This is a genomic window from Salinimicrobium terrae DSM 17865, from assembly GCF_000424665.1.
Lineage (GTDB): Bacteria > Bacteroidota > Bacteroidia > Flavobacteriales > Flavobacteriaceae > Salinimicrobium > Salinimicrobium terrae.
Genome location: NZ_KE384223.1, coordinates 141,828 through 160,961 on the forward strand (window position 1 = coordinate 141,828; position 19,134 = coordinate 160,961).

Below are 19,134 nucleotides of genomic sequence, written 5' to 3' on the forward strand. Positions count from 1 at the left end.
AGGGACTTGACTTAAAGAATTAAAAAACTAACTTTGTTATATTAAAAAACTAACCATGAATATTCCAAAAGATTTAAAGTACACCAATGATCACGAATGGGTGAAAATTGAAGGAGATGTTGCCACCGTAGGTATTACCGATTTTGCCCAGGGAGAATTGGGGGATATCGTTTATGTGGAAGTTGAAACTGTAGATGAAACTCTGGAAAGAGAAGAGGTGTTTGGTACTGTTGAAGCAGTCAAAACAGTGTCTGATTTGTTTGCGCCACTTTCGGGAGAAATAATTGAATTCAACCAAAGCCTGGAGGACGAGCCCGAAAAAGTAAATTCAGATCCTTATGGAGAAGGCTGGATGGTGAAAATTCGGTTTAATGATGCTTCACAGATCGATGATCTTTTAAGTGCCGAGGATTATACAGAAGTTGTTGAAGGTTAAGCTTCTTTTTTTTCTAGCGGCTCTTTGTTATACAATTCTCATCTTATACCTGTCTCTTATTAACCTTGCAGACACGCCTGTACAGGATCTTGGGATGAGTGATAAGATGCTGCATTTAGGAGCCTATTTTGGATTGGGAATGTTATGGATGCTATTTTGGCTTTTTTCATTTAAGGAAGATAAGTTTTTTAAGAATATTGTTGTTATTTCTATAATTTCAATAGCTTTTGGCATCTTTATTGAGGTTCTTCAGGACACAATGACCAGTTATCGACAACTGGATCTTTACGACATTTTAGCCAATACAATTGGAGTGGTTCTTGCCGGAATTTTGGCTTGGAACTTAAGGAATTATCTAATCAGGTTAAAAGCTAAGATAAATTGAGATTTAATGAAAAATTAATTATTTTAGCCAACCTATAATTAAAACGGAATTATGAAACCCAAAAAAAACCCAAAAGCTGATTTATCCAGGAGAAGCATTTTGTTCTTCCAGATCGGAATGATCGTGATGCTTTTCATTACCTGGAGGGCGATTGAGTGGAAAACCTACGACAGGGAAGCCATTGATACCGGGATGGTAAATATGGATGACTTTGAAGAGGAAGATGTGCCAATCACCGAATTGAATACACCGCCACCACCACCACCGCCACCACCACCACCAGCACCCGAGATTATCGAGATCGTAGAAGATGAAGAGGAAGTTGAAGAGACGGTAATTGAATCTACTGAAACTAACCAGGAAGAGATCGTGGAAGTTGAAGAGGTAGAGGTTGTTGAGGAAGAAGAAGAAATTGGGGACGTTCCGTTTGCAGTTATTGAAGATGTTCCGGTTTTTCCAGGATGTGAGAATGAAAGAAACAATGAAGCTCGTAAAAACTGTATGAGTGAAAAAATCCAGGATTTCGTAAACCGGAAATTCGATACCGGTTTAGGTAGTGATCTTGGACTTTCGGGGATCAACAGAATTTATGTTCAGTTTAGGATCGAGAAGAACGGTAATATTACTGTGCTTGGAGCAAGGGCTCCACACCCACGACTACAGCAGGAAGCTGAAAGGGTAGTGAATTTATTGCCTAAAATGCAGCCTGGAAAACAAAGAGGTCAGCCGGTTGGGGTGCTTTACTCTTTGCCCATTACTTTTAAAGTACAAGACTAGTACTAGTCACTCTTAATATTAAATCCCGCACCAGTTGCGGGATTTTTTTTATCCAAAATTTTTCCATTGAAGGATATTTAGTAAAAGCGGAATTTATAGAGGTCATGTGAGTTCGTGCTCCTCAATTTAAACTTGATGAAGAAAACGAGAAGTGTTATAAAGGCTATTCCTGGATTTATTCCCCGAACACAGAGAGGAAGATCTGTAGGAGTAACTTATCTGTAATAATTATCCATATGATGTAAGACTAATGATCTAAAAATTGTAATTTTTAATCCCGTACCTGCCTGTGGGATTTTTACATCAATGAAATACTTCAGATTTTTAAAATAATGTATCTTTCCGTCGTAATCCACTTAGCTTTGTGCAGGATATGACAAAATATTACCCGCTCCTCATATTACTCTTTCCTTTTTTTGCTTTTTCTCAAACCTTCACGGGTGATCCTGAAAGATTTCCGCGTTTTAATGAATGTGAAAACGTTGAATTTCAGGAACAGAGAGACTGCTTCAATAGGATTCTTAAAAGCAGGATTAGTGAAGAATTCCAGGTGCCTGAGGTTATTTCCGAAGAAAATTACGAGGGAGAAATTATAGTGTTGTTTGAAGTCACCCATGAAGGAAATTTTGAGATAAATTATATTGATGCGGCCTATCCCGAACTAAAGGAGGAAATAAAACGCATTTTTGAGACCCTTCCTAAAATTACTCCCGCTTCCTACAACAGTAGGCCAATTAATATGCAGTTCCGGATGCCGGTAAAAGTTCCTTTGGAAATTGATGAGGTTCCGAATCTGCCTGTGCAGGAAAAGCTGGAAATTGTTCAGACCAGAAATAAGACTCCACTGATTCAGGAGCAGGTTACAGATGAGTATGATCAGATCGAGTCACTGAATTTTAATCACCCGCGGTTGGAGAGTGAGATAAATATTCCGTTATCGCACGAGCTTTACAGTAGGTTTGAAGATGAGGTCAACCGGGTGGGGATTAATTTCCACACTTCCTCCAAACCTTTTATTTTTTCTGAAGTAGAACCATATTATAATTTTGAATCTCAGCTTGCCGCTCTTCAAAAGCCGGTTAATTCCTGGGTGGGGAGGAAGTTATGGAATGAGCATCTTTTCAGGTTCCAGGGAGAGGATTACTGGTTCACTGTAGATTTTGCACTTGATCTGCAGGTGGGCAAAGATTTTGATAGCGACCTGGATGTTACCTACAACAATACGAGGGCTGCTATTTTCCAGGGAGGCCTGGGAAAGAACTTGAGCTTCTATTCGGTAGTTTATGAGAATCAGGGAAGATTTGCAGATTATTTTAATCATTATGCTGAATCAATAAGGCCCGGATCTGAAGGAGCTGCCATAATCCCCGGGCGCGGAATTGCCAAACCCTTTATGGGTCAGGCATACGACTATCCTGTGGCCGAAGGTTATCTTTCTTTTAGCCCCGGTAAATTTTTTAATTTACAGTTTGGCCATGGCAAAAACTTTATTGGGGATGGTTATAGATCTTTACTCTTGAGTGATAATGCAGCGCCATATCCCTTTTTTAAGCTCAACACTACTTTCTGGAAGATCAAATATACTAATACATGGATGTCGTTACGGGATGTGCGGCCGGAGGTGACAGGAGAAGGTTCCTACCGCACTAAATTTATGGCAAACCACTACCTTAGTTATAATGTCACAAAAAGGCTAAATCTTGGCTTTTTCGAATCGGTAATCTGGGAGAATGATAATAATCGTGGTTTTGATCTAAATTATCTGAACCCTGTAATTTTTTACCGTGCTATAGAGTTCTCTACCGGGGCTCAGGCAGGAAACGCGATCATTGGGCTCACAGGTAAGTATAAGTGGAACAACAGTTTCCTTACTTATGGCCAATGGCTTATTGATGAATTTTCTTCAAGTGATGTATTTGGCGGCGAAGGTAGCTGGAAGAACAAACACGGTTTTCAAATAGGAACAAAATATTTCAATGCTTTTAATGTGGAGAATCTTCAAATGCAGCTTGAATACAATCAGGTTCGTCCATATACTTACTCTCACAATACCATTACTCTTAATTACGGCCACATGAACCAATCCATGGCGCATTTGTGGGGTGCGAATTTTAGAGAACTCGTGGCTATTGCACGTTATAAAAACGGGAGATATTATGGTCATGTGAAGGCGATTTACGGAGAGCGAGGTTTTGACTTCTTTGAAAACGGAGATTATTACGGCGGAAATATTTACCGCACCGAAGATGAGCGCCCCCTGGAAACCGGTGTTCAAATTGGACAGGGAAATACAACCGACTCTTTCTTTGCGCAAACTGAAGTGGGTTATATTGTGAATCCTGTAACTAACCTGAAGTTCTTCGGTAGCTTTATATATCGCCATTTTGATCCCCAGGTGAATAGCCTACAGCATTTTGATAATACTACTTACTGGATCAACATTGGACTTCGCACAGATATTTTTAACTGGTATTTTGATATGTGAGTCTGTAAAAGCTTGAAAATCAACAGCTGATTTTTTATGTGATTATGAATTTTACAGCTTCAGGGTCTTGGTAGGAAATAATTAAAAAGTATCTTTGCGCCAAAATTGCCTTTTTTGGAAAACACCCAAGTACATAGTCCTTCAATAACTCTGGTAAGTGATTTTAAAGAGGTTACCAAGGTGAGGCTGGCTATAAGTGTAGTCTTTTCTTCGGTTGCCGGTTATTTCTTAGGTGCAGAATCAATTGATTTCCTTACTGTGGTAATGCTGTCAATTGGAGGATACTGTCTTGTAGGGGCTTCAAATGCCTATAACCAGATCCTTGAAAAAGATCTGGACCTCTTGATGAAAAGGACGAGAAACCGGCCCGTGCCTTCAGGAAGGATGTCCGTTAATACGGCTTTTGTAATTGCCAGTTCCCTTACAGTTTTAGGGCTTATTATTCTTTATCTTATCAATCCAAAGACAGCGATGTTTGGGGCGATAAGTATTTTTCTCTATGTGAGTGTCTATACGCCACTTAAAACCAAAACGCCGTTATCTGTTTTTGTAGGGGCTTTTCCGGGAGCTATTCCTTTTATGTTAGGATGGGTTGCCGCTACGGGAGATTTTGGTATAGAACCGGGAACCTTATTCATGATACAGTTCTTCTGGCAATTTCCTCATTTCTGGGCCTTGGGGTGGTGGTTGTATGATGACTATGCCAAAGGCGGTTTCTTTATGTTGCCTACCGGAAAAAGAGATAAGGGAACTGCAGTACAAATAGTTCTATATACTGCCTGGACTATTATCGTTTCCTTAATACCGGTTACTGGTATGACGGGTGCATTATACATTACACCGTTTTCTGCTATTCTTGTACTTCTCCTGGGGCTGGGAATGCTTTTCTATGCGGTACAACTTTATCGGAAAAGAGATGAAAAATCAGCTAAAAAACTTATGCTGGCCAGTGTGTCCTATATCACTCTGCTACAAATAATATATGTATTAGATAAATTAATTCGAGTATGGATTTAACACAAGGAACCCAAGATCATAAGCAGGATCGTGCCAAAAAAATGATGCTTTGGTTTGGGATCATTAGTATGGCAATGATGTTTGCCGGTCTTACCAGTGCTTACGTGGTAAGTACTAAGCGGCCGGACTGGCTTACTGAGCTGCAATTACCAACTGCCTTCTTTTGGAGCACAGCAGTGATCCTGTTGAGTAGTATCACCTTTCATATAGCCATTAAAGCAGTAAAGCAGAATAATCGTTCACTGGCAACTTCATGTCTTACTGGAACTTTATTGCTAAGTTTTATATTTATTGCTTTACAATTTCAGAGCTTTAGCGAATTATTGGAAACCGGGTATTTTTTCACTGGAAGTGCCAGTAGCGTTACCACTTCTTTTTTATATTTAATTGTAGGATCGCATTTAATTCACCTTTTGGGCGGAATTATTGTTCTTTTGGTGATAATTTATAATCATTTTAAACAAAAGTATTATGCGGGGCAAACACTTGGATTAGAACTTGGTGCTACCTATTGGCATTTTGTAGATGCTCTTTGGATATACCTGTTTTTCTTTTTATATTTCTTTAGATAAATAAAAAACCTATTTTTGCCCATACTTTAAAAATCAAATTCTTTCTATGGAAGCGACTGTTACCAGAACAGGTACCGAAGGAAAAACATGGGGCGGTGGGAATGAACCATTGAAAGTAAGCTATGGAAAAATGATGATGTGGTTCTTCATATTGTCAGATGCGCTTACTTTTTCCGGTTTTCTTGCAGCTTACGGCTTTGCCAGATATAAATTTTCTGATAGCTGGCCTATTGCCGATGAGGTCTTTAATCACTTTCCGTTTTTACATGGAGTAGATGCTCCCATGTACTACGTGGCTTTGATGACCTTTATTCTTATATTTTCTTCTGTCACTATGGTTTTGGCTGTAGATGCCGGTCACCAAATGAAGAAGGCAAAGGTTTCTTTCTATATGTTGCTTACCATAATTGGTGGTATTGTCTTCCTTGGCTCACAAGCCTGGGAGTGGAAGAATTTCATACAGGGAACCTACGGTGCTATTGAAACCCGGGGTGGTAACGTATTGCAGGTAATAGATAATGAAGGGCATCGCGTTGCCCTGGACGAATTTGTGGTTGCGGCGCCTACGTTGAGAGTACAACAGACGCGTTCTAATGCATTGTGGTTTACCGACGAACCTACATTACCACGTTTTACTATGGAGGATGTGCTTGTTGGCTTTGCGGCGAACCCGAACCTGCATATCAGAACCCAGGAATTGACAGAGACAGGTGAAAAGGTTATTCTTACAAGACAAGCCTCTTTAGCTAAGCTTGAAAAAGAAGGAATTGGTATTATAGAAGGAGCGAACCTGAAGAAAAATGAATACGGGAATCCCCTTTTTGGAGACTTCTTCTTCTTCATTACCGGTTTCCACGGTTTTCACGTTTTGACCGGGGTTTTGATAAATATTATTATCTTCTTTAACGTGCTGATAGGTACTTACGAGAGAAGAGGTCACTACGAGATGGTAGAAAAGGTCGGACTGTACTGGCACTTTGTGGATCTTGTTTGGGTTTTTGTATTTACTTTCTTCTATTTGGTATAATCTGGAATACAGCAAAAAATGGCACACGATACTACACACGCATACGAATCGAACTCCAAAAGGATCTGGACTGTTTTTATAATACTTTCTGTGATTACCCTGGTTGAGGTGATTCTTGGAATCATTAAACCGGAGTTCCTTACAGACACCTATTTTATCAGTTTAAAATTAATTAACTGGATCTTTATTTTACTCACGATCTGGAAGGCATATTATATTACCTGGGCTTTTATGCATATGGAAGGTGAAACTAAAGGGCTTCGACGCTCTGTGGTTTGGACTGCGGGTTTTCTTATTGTTTACCTGTTATTCATTCTTCTTACTGAAGGAGATTATGTATACGAGGTAATGCAGAGGGGGCAGGTAGCCTGGGATTTTTAAAAGTTAAAACATCATAGAAAGGCGGTTTTAAGACCGCCTTTTTTTATTTTTGTGCACATCTTTCCGGAAAGAGAACATGAAAAAATTCTTTGTCATTTTTGTCCTTTTTGCGCTCCCATTGGGGGCTTATCTTTTCTTCGCATCGGGAGTCAATAATTTTGCCCGTTTGCCGGTTCTTACACAGGAAATTTATCAGCTGGAATCCTTCAGAAGTCTTGAGAATTCGGAAGAGGAGGTGAGTTTCGACGACAAAATTACCATTCTTGGTTTTCCCGGTGCAGAGCCTATGGAATACCTTAATAATGCATATCATCTGGCCGAAAAGATCTATGATCCCTATGCTGAATTCAATGATTTTCAGTTCATTTCTGTAGTACCTGAAGGGAGTGAGGCTGAAGTGGAAGAGCTCAAAAGTAAGATTTCAGAAGTTATAGATTTTGAAAAGTGGAAATTTGTATTTGGTTCTCCCGAGGAGATCAATACTTTATTTGACAGCCTCAACACAAACCTTGAACTTAGCGGTGACCTTTCTACTCCCAATGTTTTTATTATAGATAAGAATGGTAAATTAAGAGGTAGAGATAAAGATGATGATGGTAGCGAGCTGTACGGTTATGACACCGGTTCGATATTTGTTCTTAATAACAAGATGAATGATGATGTAAAGGTTATTCTGGCCGAATATCGATTGGAACTTAAAAAATACAATAAAGAGAAGACTCAATAATAAATGAAAAATTACTCCTACATAGGAATTTCCTTCGTGATACTTATTTTTGGGATTATAGTGATCCCTGAGATCATCGACAGGGTAAGTGAACGGGAGGTAGTGTCCTCCAACAGGTCCGATGGACAGGAAGAGCGGGCTGCAGCCGGAGTTGAGCTCGATTACATCATGGTGAACGAAGAAAAAAAGAAGGTGCCTCCTTTTGAATTTATAGATCAACACGGGGATACAATCACTAACAAAGACTATGAAGGTAAGGTGTATATAGCCGAATTCTTCTTTTCTACCTGCCCTACCATTTGTCCTATAATGAAGGATAATCTGGTCCAGGTGCAGGATGTGTTTTCCAAAAATGAGGATTTTGGCATTGCTTCTTTCAGCATAGATCCACAACACGATACTCCTCAAGTATTACAAGAATATGCGGTTAATAATAATATTACGCACCCCAATTGGCATTTGTTGACAGGGGAGCGGGATGATATTTATGATCTCGCAAACTCAGGTTTTAATATTTATGCCGGTGAAGATGAAAATGCCGAAGGTGGTTTTGCGCATTCGGGATATTTTGCGCTGGTTGACAGGGATGGCTATATAAGATCCCGTAAAGACCCTCATGGAAATCCAATTATCTATTACAGGGGTTCTGTTCCCCGTTCAGCGGTAGTTGGGCCAGGAGAGGAAGAGCCGCAAATAGATATTTTGATTGCAGATGCAAAAAATCTTATCAATGGTAAATAGCAAAGTTGATAAAGTGATGGTGCCGACCATTCTGGTGGTCTCGATCCTTGTTCCTGTCCTGGTGCTCATCTTGATGTATCTTCCCGAGAGATATGATGTGCTGGGAGAAAGTTTTAATAACTTCCCTCTTTTCCATGCAATTCTTAACTTCTTCACAGCTCTATTACTTGTTTCTGGTTATTATGCTATGAGGAAAAAGAAACTGGGGTGGCATCGTAACCTTATGATCTCTGCTTTTTTCCTGTCGGCAGTATTCCTTGTGAGCTATGTGATCTCAAAAATCAGTAATGAACCTGTTCCCTATGGCGGGGACGGTGCCATTAGATATGTGTATTTTTTTGTTTTAATTACCCATATCCTGCTATCGGCAATTATAGTCCCGCTTGTATTATTTACTATGTATCGCGGGTTCACAGGAGAGGTAGAAAAACACCGTAAGATAGCAAGATTTACCTATCCTACCTGGTTGTATGTAGCAATCACCGGAGTGCTGGTTTATTTATTCATGGCCCCTTATTATTGAAAATATGCGTTCACGAATCTTACTTAGTACAATTTTAATTCTGCTCCTGTCTTATGATGTGGAAGCCCAATGTGCGATGTGTCGTGCTGTTCTTGAAACTGAAGAGAGTCAGTCGACTGCTGAAGGTATAAATGACGGTATCGTTTATCTTATGGTTTTTCCCTATTTGTTAATGGCAGGCATAGCTTATTTTATCTGGAAGTCCCGTAAAAAAGGTAGCACAAGAGAATAGTCTACTTTCCTTCCAAAATGCCATTTTTCAGAATCTTTTTTCCGGATAATGTAACATTTCCCTTTTTTGCCAGTCTAATGGGTGCCCCCTGTTTATTAAACTGAATAACACCCGGTATGATTGAAATTAAAGATTTGCACAAGTCCTATAAGACCGGAAGCAACTCTCTGCATGTGCTCAAAGGAATAAATTTTAATGTTGCCGAAGGAGAACTTGTCTCTATAATGGGTTCTTCGGGCTCGGGTAAATCTACCCTTCTTAATATTCTGGGAATGCTCGATGAGGCAGATTCAGGTACTTACACCCTTGATAATGTCCCAATCAAGAATCTTAATGAAAAAATAGCTGCCCGCTACCGAAATAAGTTTTTAGGTTTCATTTTCCAGTCTTTTAACCTGATTAATTATAAAACTGCACTTGATAATGTTGCTTTACCACTGTATTACCAGGGGATGAAGCGAAAGGAAAGACTGGAACGTGCCATGGCCTACCTCGACAAGGTGGGGTTAACTGCCTGGGCGCAACACCATCCCAATGAACTATCGGGAGGGCAAAAGCAAAGGGTGGCCATAGCCAGGGCCCTGGCCAGTGATCCCAAAGTCTTACTGGCCGATGAGCCTACCGGTGCTCTTGATACTAAAACTTCTTATGAAGTGATGGACCTTATTCAGAAAATCAATGAAGAAGGGCGTACCATTCTTATTGTTACCCATGAGCATGATATTGCGGAAATGACAAAACGCATCGTAAATCTAAAGGATGGTGTTATCATAGACGATAAAAAAGTAGATCAGGTAAAGGCAATGCAGTATGTTTGATCTGGAACGTTGGGAAGAAATTTTTGAAACCATTCGTAAAAATAAATTACGAACCTTTCTTACCGGGCTCTCAGTCGCCTCAGGGATATTTATTCTAGTGATCCTACTGGGGATAGGTGAGGGAATGAGGAATGGCATTTCTGCAGAATTTGAGCAGGATGCAGCCAATATTCTTTACGTCTGGACCGGAAGAACCTCTGTAGAGTACAAAGGGCTTAATCCCGGTAGGGATATAAGGCTTAAGACCACCGATTTTCAAACTACTGCTAAGAAATATGAGAATGATCTTGAATATAAATCTGCAGTTTATAGGATCTGGAATGGTGTGGTTACTTATAAGAAAGAATCAGGTTCTTATAGGGTAGAAGGCGTACTGCCAGATTATCAGTTTCTCGAAAACAGCAGCATGACCAACGGGCGTTATCTCAATTATTCCGACCATGAGAATTACGAGAAAGTAGTCGTAATTGGAAACAGAGTCAGCAATGATCTTTTTAAAGATGCAGATCCTATTGGAAAGTACCTGGAAATTTCCGGAATAAACTTTAAGGTTATAGGAGTCTTTACAGATCCCGGAGGAGAACGGGAAGAAAACAGGGTGTATGTTCCGCTTTCTACAGGCCAGAGGGTCTTTAACGGGCAGAACTATATCAACAACATGGCTTTTACACTCCAAAGTGAGGATAATTTTGAAGCAGCTCTTGCCGCTTCAAATAAGTTCTCTTCAGAATTACAGCAGTTCCTGAAAGAACAACATACAATAGCTCCCGAAGATAACCGCGCGATCAATATTAACAATTCTCTGGAGAATGCAAAGCGTTTTTATGATCTCATGGATATGATAAAGTTTTTCTTCTGGGGAGTTGGCATCTGTACCATCATCGCAGGAATTGTTGGAGTAAGCAATATTATGCTCATTATTGTGAAGGAACGCACTAAAGAGATAGGAGTGCGAAAAGCATTAGGGGCAGAACCTTTGTCAATCGTGGTAATGGTACTGCACGAATCTATTTTTGTGACTGCCATTGCCGGTCTGGTAGGACTTATTGGAAGCCTTGCCCTGCTGGAACTGGTGGGTCCCATGATAGAAACTAATTTTATTGCCAATCCTTCTGTGGATTTTGGAGTAGCGTTAACCACCGTGATCATCCTGATAGTTGCCGGAGCACTGGCGGGATTCTTCCCTGCCTACCGTGCAGCCAGGATCAAACCTATTGTCGCACTAAGAGATGAGTAAGCATGTTCAGTAGAGATAATTGGGACGAAATATTGGAAGCACTCAGTGCCAACTGGTTCAGGACGTTACTTACGGCTTTTGGAGTGCTTTGGGGAATCTTTATTCTGGTGATCCTGCTTGCTGCCGGTAAAGGGCTGGAAAATGGTGTGAAGCAGGGTTTTGGTGGAATGGCGACCAATTCCATGTTTATGTGGACACAGGTAACTTCGAAACCTTATAAAGGTCTGCCTAAAGGAAGACGGTATAATTTCAAAATTGATGACGTGGCTGCATTAAAAACCGAAGTGCCAAACTTGAGGTTTGTTTCTCCCCGCAATCAATTGGGAGGCTTCGGAGGAGGCAATAATGTAGTAAGAGGATTAAATACAGGAGCTTTTAACGTCTATGGCGATTACCCTGAGATCATTCAGCAGGAGCCAATGGATATCACTTCCGGAAGGTTTCTTAACTATTCAGATATTAATGACAAGCGGAAGGTGGCCATCATTGGGGAAGGCGTACGTACTACCTTATATGAACCGGGAGAGGAAGTACTTGGTAGTTACCTTAAGATCAACGGAGTAAATTTCATGGTAGTTGGTACATACAAAAAGAAAGGTAATAATGGTAATGCCGAAGAAAACCAAAAGCAGATATATGTTCCTTTTACAGCCTTTTCCCAGGCATTTAATCAAGGAAATGATGTTGGGTGGATGGCTATTACCGCACAGGATGGTTCTTCAATTACAGAACTGAAAGGTGAGATCATCGATGTCATCAAAAGTCGCCATTCCATCCACCCTGAAGACGACAGAGCGGTGGGTAATTTCGACCTTTTTGAAGAGTATAACAAGATCAATGGTCTGTTTATCGCATTAAAAGGCGTAGCCTATTTCGTAGGGATCCTGGTACTGCTTTCAGGAATCATTGGGATAAGCAATATTATGCTTATCGTGGTTAAAGAACGCACGAATGAAATTGGGGTAAGACGAGCACTTGGAGCAACACCCTGGGCGATAAGGGGGCAAATTCTCATGGAGTCGATCTTCCTTACGATAATATCGGGAATGGCAGGTATAGTGCTTGCCACAGGAGTGATTGCTGTTGTCAACCAGATACTTAGCGGTATGGATACTTCAGAAATGATGTTCCTTAACCCCAGTGTAAATCTGGGAGTAGTGATGGTCGCCCTCGCCATATTGGTGATTTCAGGTTTACTGGCAGGTTTGATCCCGGCACAAAATGCTATAAAGATCAAACCCGTTGATGCTTTAAGAACAGAATAGAGTAAAATTAAAAATAAACAGAATGAAAAGAATTGTAACGATCCTGATCCTGGTTGTAATAGCGGTAGCCTTTACCGGAGCATTATATTACCTCTACGCAAAGAACCAGGAAGATCCAACAGTATATGAAACCGAACAGGCTTCAGAAAAAACTATTGTGAAAGAAACAGTGGCTACCGGAAATATTGTTCCGAAAGAAGAAGTTTTGATTAAACCCAATATTTCTGGAATTATTGAAGAAATATATATTGAAGCCGGGGACCGAATAGAGGCCGGAGATCAAATCGCTAAAATTAGAGTCATTCCCAATGTCTCTTCTTTGCAAAGTGCCAAAGATGCGGTACAAACCGCAAAGATCAACTTTGACAATGAATTCAAAAATTTTGAGCGGCAACAGTCTTTATTTGAGAAAGGGGTCATTTCGGCCAATGAATTCGACGATGCACAGGTCGCATACAAACGGGCAGAACAAAATTACCGGTCTGCACAACAGAACTACGAGATAGTTCGTACCGGGACGACCAGCGGGTTAGGAAGTGCAGCTAATACGATGATTCGCTCTACAGTAGAAGGAATGGTCCTTGATGTCCCCGTCAAAGTAGGAAACCAGGTGATCGAGAGTAATAACTTCAATGATGGAACTACAATTGCCGTTTTAGCCGATGTTAATGAGATGATCTTTGAAGGTAAGGTGGATGAAAGTGAAGTAGGGAAAATTAAGGAAGATCTTCCGCTGGAAGTGACAGTTGGAGCTATTGAAAACAAAAAATTTGATGCAGTGCTGGATTATATAGCACCTAAAGGAGTGGAGGAAAATGGTGCCATCCAGTTTGATATTGAAGGAACTCTTGATAAATCTGATACTACCTTTATTAGGGCTGGATTAAGTGCTAATGCTTCAATCATCCTGGCCCGGGCCGATAATGTACTTGCAGTGCGTGAAGCTTTGATCCAGTTTGATCCCAAGACTCAGGAGCCGTTTGTTGAAGTGGCTACGGGTGAGCAGGAGTTTGAGCGCAGGGATGTAGAGCTGGGAGTAAGCGACGGCATCTTTGTAGAAATTAAAAACGGCATCACTGCTAATGACCAAATTAAGGTTTGGAATCAACTTAAACCTGTTGACCCTACTGCACAGGTGCAATAGATTGGTTTCTGCTGTAACAAAAACAAACCTTAGCAGACTTATATTTTACAACTACCATTATGAAAAGATTTTTATTAACTGCAGTTTTCCTTTCCTCTTCCTTTTTTGGTTTATCACAACAAAAAGAATGGACACTTCAGGAATGTATTGAATATGCACTTGAGAATAACATAAGCGTCAAACAATCTCAACTTGATGTGGAGTTAGCTGATATCCAGATATCCGATGCTTTTGGTAACTTCCTGCCGGGGATCAATGCTTCGGCTTCCAACTCCTGGAATACCGGACTTACTCAAAATGTTACAACCGGTATTCTTCAAACACAAACTACCCGAAATTTTTCTGCTGGGGTTACGGCCGGATGGACCTTGTTCGACGGGTTAAGGAATTATAAGCAGTACCAATATGCTAAAATGGCAAAACTGGCCAGTGAATATTCGCTGGAGCAAATGAAGGATGATATTGCCCTTTTTGTGGCCAATGCTTATCTACAAGTTCTTTTTAATAAAGAGAATTTAAAGGTAATCCAGGCGCAGCACCAAATCACACTTGAGCAGTTGGAAAGGGCCGAAGCGTTAGTAGAGGCCGGTTCCCTGCCAAGAGGTGACCTTTTAGAAATTAGAGCCACTGCTGCCAGTGAAGCCCAGCGTATGATTGTGGCCGAAAATCAAATAGAGATATCTTTGGTGTCCCTTGCCCAAATTTTGCTTATAGAAGATTACAAAACCTTTGACATTGCCGAAAGAGATTATGATGTTTTTGGCCATGAGATTCTTGACGTTCCGGTTTCTGAAGTAATTGAAGCTGCCGAAGAAGAACGGTATGAAGTAAAAGTTGCCCAGATGAATACAGAACTGGCCGAGAAAGAGGTGGAGATAGCTCGCGGAGCTTACTGGCCAACTCTCGCTGCCTTTTTCAACTATAACACCAGAGAATCTGGTGCCGGAAGGTTGCGGGCAGCAGGACTCGATCCCGATGAACCTTATCGTCAAATAGGTTTTGTTGAAGCAACAGAGGAAATAGTAGTTGCGCCAAACCAGTTAACCGAAATTGGAAATCCACTACCATTCTTTGAACAGCTTCAGCTCAACGATGGTGTTTCTTATGGGGTACAGCTAAGCGTACCTGTATTTAACGGTTTTGCTACCCGTAATCAGGTTAAAAGGAGCGAGGTGAATGTTTTGAGGTCCGAGTATCAACTGGAGCAGACGAAGCTTGATCTTGAAGCAAATGTTTATCAGGCATATACAGATGCCCGTGGCGCCTTAAAAGCCTATGAAGCGGCCCTGGTAGCCCTGGAGGCTCAATTACTGGCTTATGATTACGCTACAGAGCGTTACAATGTGGGTATGACCAACGCCTTTGATTTTAGTCAGGCAAAGTTCAACCTTGAGAATGCACAAAGTGAAGTGGTAAGAACCAAATACGATTATATTTTTAAACTAAAAGTGCTGGAACTATACTTTGGAGTGCCCATCACAGACCTTAAATTCTAAATAATGAAGAAAAAAACTATTTATATAATTGCCGCGATTGCATTGGTTGTAATTGTTCTGCTGGTTGTTGGTAAAAAAGCAGGATGGTTTGGCAAATCGGGGAATTTTAAGGAAGTTGAGGTTACAGAAGTGCAGAGGTTTGATGTAATAGAAAAAGTATCGGCTACCGGTAAAATCCAGCCCGAGGTTGAGGTAATGCTTTCTTCGGAAGTTTCGGGAGAAATCATTGAACTTCCGATAGTGGAGGGACAGCAGGTCCAAAAAGGGGATTTACTGGTGCGGGTTAATCCTGAGATCTACCAGTCGAGCCTGGAACGTGCCCGCGCCGGACTTCAAAATATAAGATCGGGTCTTTCACAGGCAGAAGCATCATTAAAAGAAGCCGAATCGAGCTACCAACGAAATCAAACATTGTTTGAAAAAGGAATAATTTCAAAAGCCGAATGGGACAGGATCGTCTCGGCTTATGAAGTGGCCCAGGCTTCCAGACAAGCGGCTTTTTATAATGTGAGAAGTGCCGAGGCCAGTGTCAATGAAGCACTTGAGAATTTAGGGAGAACCAATATCTATGCCCCTATGAGTGGGACAATTTCTTCTCTTGATGCCGAGCTTGGAGAAAGAGTGGTAGGAACTCAGCAAATGGCAGGAACCGAAATTTTAAGAGTTGCAGATCTCAGTGAAATGGAAGTAGAGGTAGATGTTAACGAAAATGATATTGTAAAGGTCTCTATCGGAGATTCTACAATAGTCGAGGTGGACGCCTACTTAAACGAAGAATTCAAAGGCGTGGTTACAGAGATATCAAATTCGGCCAATGCCACAGCAACTGCGGACCAGGTGACAAATTTTAAAGTGAAGGTGAGAATTCTCGAGGAATCTTATGAATACTTGCTCGAAGGAAAACCAGAGAATTATTCTCCTTTTAGGCCGGGAATGACCGCTACGGTAGATGTCATTACCAATCGCCGTGACGACGTAATCGCTGTGCCAATAAGTGCCGTGGTTGTTAAAGCAGATACAGCTGCAGGAAATCGTGAAGAGATAAATGAAAAAGCAACTTCCGAAGAACTTTTTGAAACTGTTTTCGTTAAAGAAGGTGATGAGGCAAAGGTTCGGGTAGTCGTAACAGGAATTCAGGACGATGCGAGGATCGAGATTCAGGAAGGTCTTGAAACAGGTGAAATTGTAATAACAGGTCCATATAATACCGTTACGAAAGTTCTTAAACCGGGTGACAAGGTAGAAGTACAATCAGAAAAAGAATAAATCCTTACCTTTCAGGTATGATTTTATGTATTGAAACAGCTACTACCAACTGCTCGGTAGCACTCGGGAAACAAGGAAAATTGCTGACTTTGAAAGAAGACTACAGCAACAATTATTCTCATGCAGAAAGGTTGCACCTTTTTATAGACGAGATCCTGGAAGAAAATGGGGTGCAGCCCGGGGATTTGCAAGCTATTGCTGTGAGCAAGGGACCGGGTTCCTACACAGGACTTAGAATTGGAGTTTCAGCCGCAAAAGGTCTCTGCTTTGCGCTGGATATCCCATTGATCTCCATTCCAACCTTAAAATCTTTGGCCTTGCAGGTAAAGCAGAAAAAAGATGGTTTTATTATACCACTTTTGGATGCCCGCAGGATGGAAGTCTATACTGCCGGATTCACTGCTGAATTTCAGAAGGTATTTGACACCCGGGCAGAGATCCTGACTCCCGGGTCTTTTTCAAAATACCTTGAAAATGCTGCTGTAACTTTTATCGGTAACGGGGTAGAAAAATTTAATAAAATATGTAATCATCCCAATGCCGCTTTTATTGAAGGAAAGTTACCTTCGGCTGCAGAGATGATAGCACTTGCCGAAGAAAAGTTTCAAAAGCAGAAATTTGAGGATGCAGCTTATTTTGAGCCGTACTATCTCAAGGACTTTATGGCTGGGTAACATTCCGGAATATAAGGTTTAAAGTTTTAGATTCAAAAAGGCTCCCGAATTTTACCTGTGAAACCTCCTATCTACAACCTCTACCACCTTTCTTTTCCCGACCACTTGATCACTGACCACTTTCTTTGCTGTGGTTAAATAAATGCACATCCCTTTGAGGGAATGGAATGGATATTCCTGCAGCTTCCAGGCGGGTTTTAGCCTCTTCTATGGTATACCAGTGACAGTCCCAGAAAATATCAATATTGGCCCAAAATCTTACTGAAAGGTTTACAGAGCTATCACCCAGTTCGGTTACTACGACGGCAGGGGCCGGATCTTCAAGAATATCTTTCTGTTCTTTAAGCAACTCCAATAAGGTGTCCTTTGCCAGTTTAATATTGCTGTCATAGGAGATCCCAATGGTGATGGAATCTCTTCTTTTTTCTTCAGCCGAATAATTTATAATGTTTTCGTTGGAAAGTTCACCGTTTGGAATAATAGCCAGTTGATTTCCAAAAGTATTAAGTTTGGTGTAGAACATGGATATATCTTTTACACTTCCTGAAATACCATTAACTTCAATCCAGTCTCCCAGTTTGAAAGGTTTGAGGAGAAGGATTAAAACACCACCGGCAAAATTTGAAAGAGATCCCTGCAGTGCAAGACCAATGGCCAAACCTGCGGCCCCTAAAATGGCAATAAATGAAGTAGTTTCTATGCCGAGCATTCCTACAACACTAATAAGCAATAGTACCACCAGAGCCCCATTAGCCAAGGTTAACAAAAATTTGGTGAGAGCAGGGTCATGATTCCTCTTAGTAAAGAATTTTTTGAGGTAACGAACTACAATTTTTATAATCCACCAGCCAATGACCAACCATAATAAGGCTCCTAAAAGGTCGGGTAAAAAACCGAGAAATTCTTTGAAATATTCTTCAGATATGGTTTTAATATTAGTAATTTCCTCCATCTATTTCTATTGTTTTGCTGCAAAGGTGGTAGAAACAGGTTCTTTTATGCGTTTAGATATCGTTAAAATACTGTTAAGAAGATGACTGCATAAATTTTTGTAAGAAAGAGGCTGTCTCATTAATTTGAGGCAGCTTTTTTTCATTTTATAGGTTCTTGCTATTGAATATTTGAAGGTATTTTCTTACATTTAGGTATTGATAATCAAACATATGAGCCATAAATTCAAGGTGTTTAACCAACAGCAAAACTGGCTTTTTCCTCCTTCCATTGAAGAATTAATTCCACAAGATCATCCGGTGAGGATTGTTAATGGAGTTATTGAACATCTGGATCTAAAGCCACTGATCAAAGCCTATAGTAAAGATGGACAGCCCAGTTATCATCCCAAAATGATGTTGAAGGTGATGGTCTATGCTTATATGGATAACACCTATTCCAGCCGTAAGATTGAGAAAGCCATGCGTGAGAACATTAATTTCATGTGGCTCTCCAATAGACAGGTGGCCCATCATAATACCATTGCTCGATTTAGAAGCACAAAGCTAAAGGGTGTCTTTAAAGACATTTTCAAACAGGTGGTGCTATTGCTGGCTGAAGAAGGGCTAGTAACTTTAAAAGAAGTCTACACCGACGGCACCAAGATCGAATCTGTAGCCGGGCGCTATACCTTTGTTTGGGGTAATGCAATAAAAACACGCAAAGAAAAAATGATGCAGCAACTCGAAGAGATGTGGGAGTACGCTCAGAGTATAGCTGATGATGAAGATAAGGATCCTACTCCTCCAGATTTTAAAAAAGTGGAGAAGGAAAAGGTAGAGCAGACTGCCAGGAAAATTAATAAGATACTCAAAGGAAATGACAAGGCCACTCCTAAGGCTAAGGCCAAGGCCCGGTATATTAAAAATAATTTTGCTGCCAACCTTGAGAAGTATGAGCAGCAGGAGAAACTCCTTGCCGGTCGAAATAGTTATAGCAAA

21 protein-coding genes are annotated in these 19,134 nt (G+C 40.7%); 20 read left to right on the forward strand and 1 reads right to left on the reverse strand.

The features are described from left to right. The first annotated feature begins 55 nt into the window (after positions 1-55). The 19 genes from gcvH to tsaB all read left to right on the forward strand — a co-directional run bounded on the left by gcvH (position 56) and on the right by tsaB (position 17,203). Positions 56-436, forward strand: a complete 381-nt coding sequence (gene gcvH / locus H148_RS0116805) for a glycine cleavage system protein GcvH (RefSeq protein ID WP_029035828.1) — start codon at positions 56-58, stop codon at positions 434-436. Next, complete coding sequence (locus H148_RS18205; RefSeq protein ID WP_156877288.1) at positions 426-821, forward strand: VanZ family protein; 396 nt, start codon at positions 426-428, stop codon at positions 819-821. The genes gcvH and H148_RS18205 overlap by 11 nt, the downstream gene beginning before the upstream one ends. A gap of 51 nt (positions 822-872) precedes the next feature. After that, positions 873-1,598, forward strand: coding sequence for an energy transducer TonB (locus tag H148_RS0116815; RefSeq protein WP_029035829.1), 726 nt, complete (start codon positions 873-875; stop codon positions 1,596-1,598). Between the two features lie 373 nt (positions 1,599-1,971). Then, positions 1,972-4,083: a hypothetical protein gene (locus H148_RS0116820; protein ID WP_029035830.1), complete on the forward strand. Its 2,112-nt coding sequence runs from the start codon at positions 1,972-1,974 to the stop codon at positions 4,081-4,083. 114 nt (positions 4,084-4,197) lie between these two features. After that, entirely contained in the window at positions 4,198-5,100 is a 903-nt protein-coding gene (cyoE, locus tag H148_RS0116825) for a heme o synthase (protein WP_029035831.1), read from the forward strand. Further along, positions 5,091-5,672 (forward strand): cytochrome c oxidase subunit 3, encoded by a 582-nt coding sequence (locus tag H148_RS0116830; RefSeq protein ID WP_029035832.1) that lies wholly within the window; start codon positions 5,091-5,093, stop codon positions 5,670-5,672. Before cyoE ends, H148_RS0116830 begins: the two co-directional genes overlap by 10 nt. A 46-nt stretch (positions 5,673-5,718) precedes the next feature. After that, positions 5,719-6,699, forward strand: a complete 981-nt coding sequence (locus H148_RS0116835; protein ID WP_029035833.1) for a cytochrome c oxidase subunit 3 — start codon at positions 5,719-5,721, stop codon at positions 6,697-6,699. 18 nt (positions 6,700-6,717) lie between these two features. Continuing rightward, positions 6,718-7,080, forward strand: coding sequence for a cytochrome C oxidase subunit IV family protein (locus H148_RS0116840; RefSeq protein WP_029035834.1), 363 nt, complete (start codon positions 6,718-6,720; stop codon positions 7,078-7,080). A 76-nt stretch (positions 7,081-7,156) separates the two neighbouring features. Next, a complete protein-coding gene (locus H148_RS0116845) occupies positions 7,157-7,807 on the forward strand; it encodes a hypothetical protein (protein WP_029035835.1) in 651 nt (216 codons plus the stop codon). Between the two features lie 3 nt (positions 7,808-7,810). After that, on the forward strand, positions 7,811-8,548 hold the full coding sequence (locus H148_RS0116850; RefSeq protein ID WP_029035836.1) for an SCO family protein: 738 nt from the start codon (positions 7,811-7,813) through the stop codon (positions 8,546-8,548). Continuing rightward, positions 8,538-9,071, forward strand: a complete 534-nt coding sequence (locus H148_RS0116855) for a DUF420 domain-containing protein (protein WP_029035837.1) — start codon at positions 8,538-8,540, stop codon at positions 9,069-9,071. Before H148_RS0116850 ends, H148_RS0116855 begins: the two co-directional genes overlap by 11 nt. Before the next feature lie 4 nt (positions 9,072-9,075). Then, complete coding sequence (locus H148_RS0116860; RefSeq protein WP_037325548.1) at positions 9,076-9,303, forward strand: membrane protein; 228 nt, start codon at positions 9,076-9,078, stop codon at positions 9,301-9,303. Between the two features lie 116 nt (positions 9,304-9,419). After that, a complete protein-coding gene (locus H148_RS0116870) occupies positions 9,420-10,121 on the forward strand; it encodes an ABC transporter ATP-binding protein (RefSeq protein WP_029035839.1) in 702 nt (233 codons plus the stop codon). Beyond that, a complete protein-coding gene (locus H148_RS0116875) occupies positions 10,114-11,358 on the forward strand; it encodes an ABC transporter permease (protein ID WP_029035840.1) in 1,245 nt (414 codons plus the stop codon). Before H148_RS0116870 ends, H148_RS0116875 begins: the two co-directional genes overlap by 8 nt. A gap of 2 nt (positions 11,359-11,360) precedes the next feature. After that, positions 11,361-12,623 carry an ABC transporter permease gene (locus tag H148_RS0116880; RefSeq protein WP_029035841.1) on the forward strand — a complete coding sequence of 421 codons (1,263 nt, stop codon included), beginning with the start codon at positions 11,361-11,363 and terminating at the stop codon, positions 12,621-12,623. Between the two features lie 22 nt (positions 12,624-12,645). After that, on the forward strand, positions 12,646-13,767 hold the full coding sequence (locus H148_RS0116885) for an efflux RND transporter periplasmic adaptor subunit (protein ID WP_029035842.1): 1,122 nt from the start codon (positions 12,646-12,648) through the stop codon (positions 13,765-13,767). Positions 13,768-13,826: 59 nt separating this feature from the next. Beyond that, positions 13,827-15,263: a TolC family protein gene (locus H148_RS0116890; protein ID WP_029035843.1), complete on the forward strand. Its 1,437-nt coding sequence runs from the start codon at positions 13,827-13,829 to the stop codon at positions 15,261-15,263. A gap of 3 nt (positions 15,264-15,266) precedes the next feature. Next, positions 15,267-16,529 (forward strand): efflux RND transporter periplasmic adaptor subunit, encoded by a 1,263-nt coding sequence (locus H148_RS0116895; protein WP_029035844.1) that lies wholly within the window; start codon positions 15,267-15,269, stop codon positions 16,527-16,529. Between the two features lie 17 nt (positions 16,530-16,546). After that, positions 16,547-17,203: a tRNA (adenosine(37)-N6)-threonylcarbamoyltransferase complex dimerization subunit type 1 TsaB gene (tsaB, locus tag H148_RS0116900; protein ID WP_037325551.1), complete on the forward strand. Its 657-nt coding sequence runs from the start codon at positions 16,547-16,549 to the stop codon at positions 17,201-17,203. Between the two features lie 109 nt (positions 17,204-17,312). On the opposite strand, the gene H148_RS0116905 is transcribed toward tsaB, so the two are convergent. After that, entirely contained in the window at positions 17,313-18,155 is an 843-nt protein-coding gene (locus tag H148_RS0116905; protein ID WP_029035846.1) for a mechanosensitive ion channel family protein, read from the reverse strand. A gap of 211 nt (positions 18,156-18,366) precedes the next feature. On the opposite strand from H148_RS0116905, the gene H148_RS0116910 reads away from it, so the two are divergent. Continuing rightward, a partial coding sequence (locus H148_RS0116910) for a transposase (protein WP_037325553.1) occupies positions 18,367-19,134 on the forward strand: 768 nt, incomplete at its 3' end.

What these genes read in the sequence shown, in the direction of transcription:
- H148_RS0116870 (WP_029035839.1), top strand. Translation starts at nt 9,420, where the DNA reads ATGATTGAAATTAAAGATTTGCACAAGTCCTATAAGACCGGAAGCAAC.
- H148_RS0116850 (WP_029035836.1), top strand. Translation starts at nt 7,811, where the DNA reads ATGAAAAATTACTCCTACATAGGAATTTCCTTCGTGATACTTATTTTT.
- H148_RS0116820 (WP_029035830.1), top strand. Translation starts at nt 1,972, where the DNA reads ATGACAAAATATTACCCGCTCCTCATATTACTCTTTCCTTTTTTTGCT.
- H148_RS0116855 (WP_029035837.1), top strand. Translation starts at nt 8,538, where the DNA reads ATGGTAAATAGCAAAGTTGATAAAGTGATGGTGCCGACCATTCTGGTG.
- H148_RS0116815 (WP_029035829.1), top strand. Translation starts at nt 873, where the DNA reads ATGAAACCCAAAAAAAACCCAAAAGCTGATTTATCCAGGAGAAGCATT.
- H148_RS0116885 (WP_029035842.1), top strand. Translation starts at nt 12,646, where the DNA reads ATGAAAAGAATTGTAACGATCCTGATCCTGGTTGTAATAGCGGTAGCC.
- gcvH (WP_029035828.1), top strand. Translation starts at nt 56, where the DNA reads ATGAATATTCCAAAAGATTTAAAGTACACCAATGATCACGAATGGGTG.
- H148_RS0116835 (WP_029035833.1), top strand. Translation starts at nt 5,719, where the DNA reads ATGGAAGCGACTGTTACCAGAACAGGTACCGAAGGAAAAACATGGGGC.
- H148_RS0116905 (WP_029035846.1), bottom strand. Translation starts at nt 18,155, where the DNA reads ATGGAGGAAATTACTAATATTAAAACCATATCTGAAGAATATTTCAAA.
- H148_RS0116895 (WP_029035844.1), top strand. Translation starts at nt 15,267, where the DNA reads ATGAAGAAAAAAACTATTTATATAATTGCCGCGATTGCATTGGTTGTA.
- H148_RS0116830 (WP_029035832.1), top strand. Translation starts at nt 5,091, where the DNA reads ATGGATTTAACACAAGGAACCCAAGATCATAAGCAGGATCGTGCCAAA.
- H148_RS0116845 (WP_029035835.1), top strand. Translation starts at nt 7,157, where the DNA reads ATGAAAAAATTCTTTGTCATTTTTGTCCTTTTTGCGCTCCCATTGGGG.
- H148_RS0116875 (WP_029035840.1), top strand. Translation starts at nt 10,114, where the DNA reads ATGTTTGATCTGGAACGTTGGGAAGAAATTTTTGAAACCATTCGTAAA.
- H148_RS0116860 (WP_037325548.1), top strand. Translation starts at nt 9,076, where the DNA reads ATGCGTTCACGAATCTTACTTAGTACAATTTTAATTCTGCTCCTGTCT.
- H148_RS0116840 (WP_029035834.1), top strand. Translation starts at nt 6,718, where the DNA reads ATGGCACACGATACTACACACGCATACGAATCGAACTCCAAAAGGATC.
- H148_RS0116880 (WP_029035841.1), top strand. Translation starts at nt 11,361, where the DNA reads ATGTTCAGTAGAGATAATTGGGACGAAATATTGGAAGCACTCAGTGCC.
- H148_RS0116890 (WP_029035843.1), top strand. Translation starts at nt 13,827, where the DNA reads ATGAAAAGATTTTTATTAACTGCAGTTTTCCTTTCCTCTTCCTTTTTT.
- tsaB (WP_037325551.1), top strand. Translation starts at nt 16,547, where the DNA reads ATGATTTTATGTATTGAAACAGCTACTACCAACTGCTCGGTAGCACTC.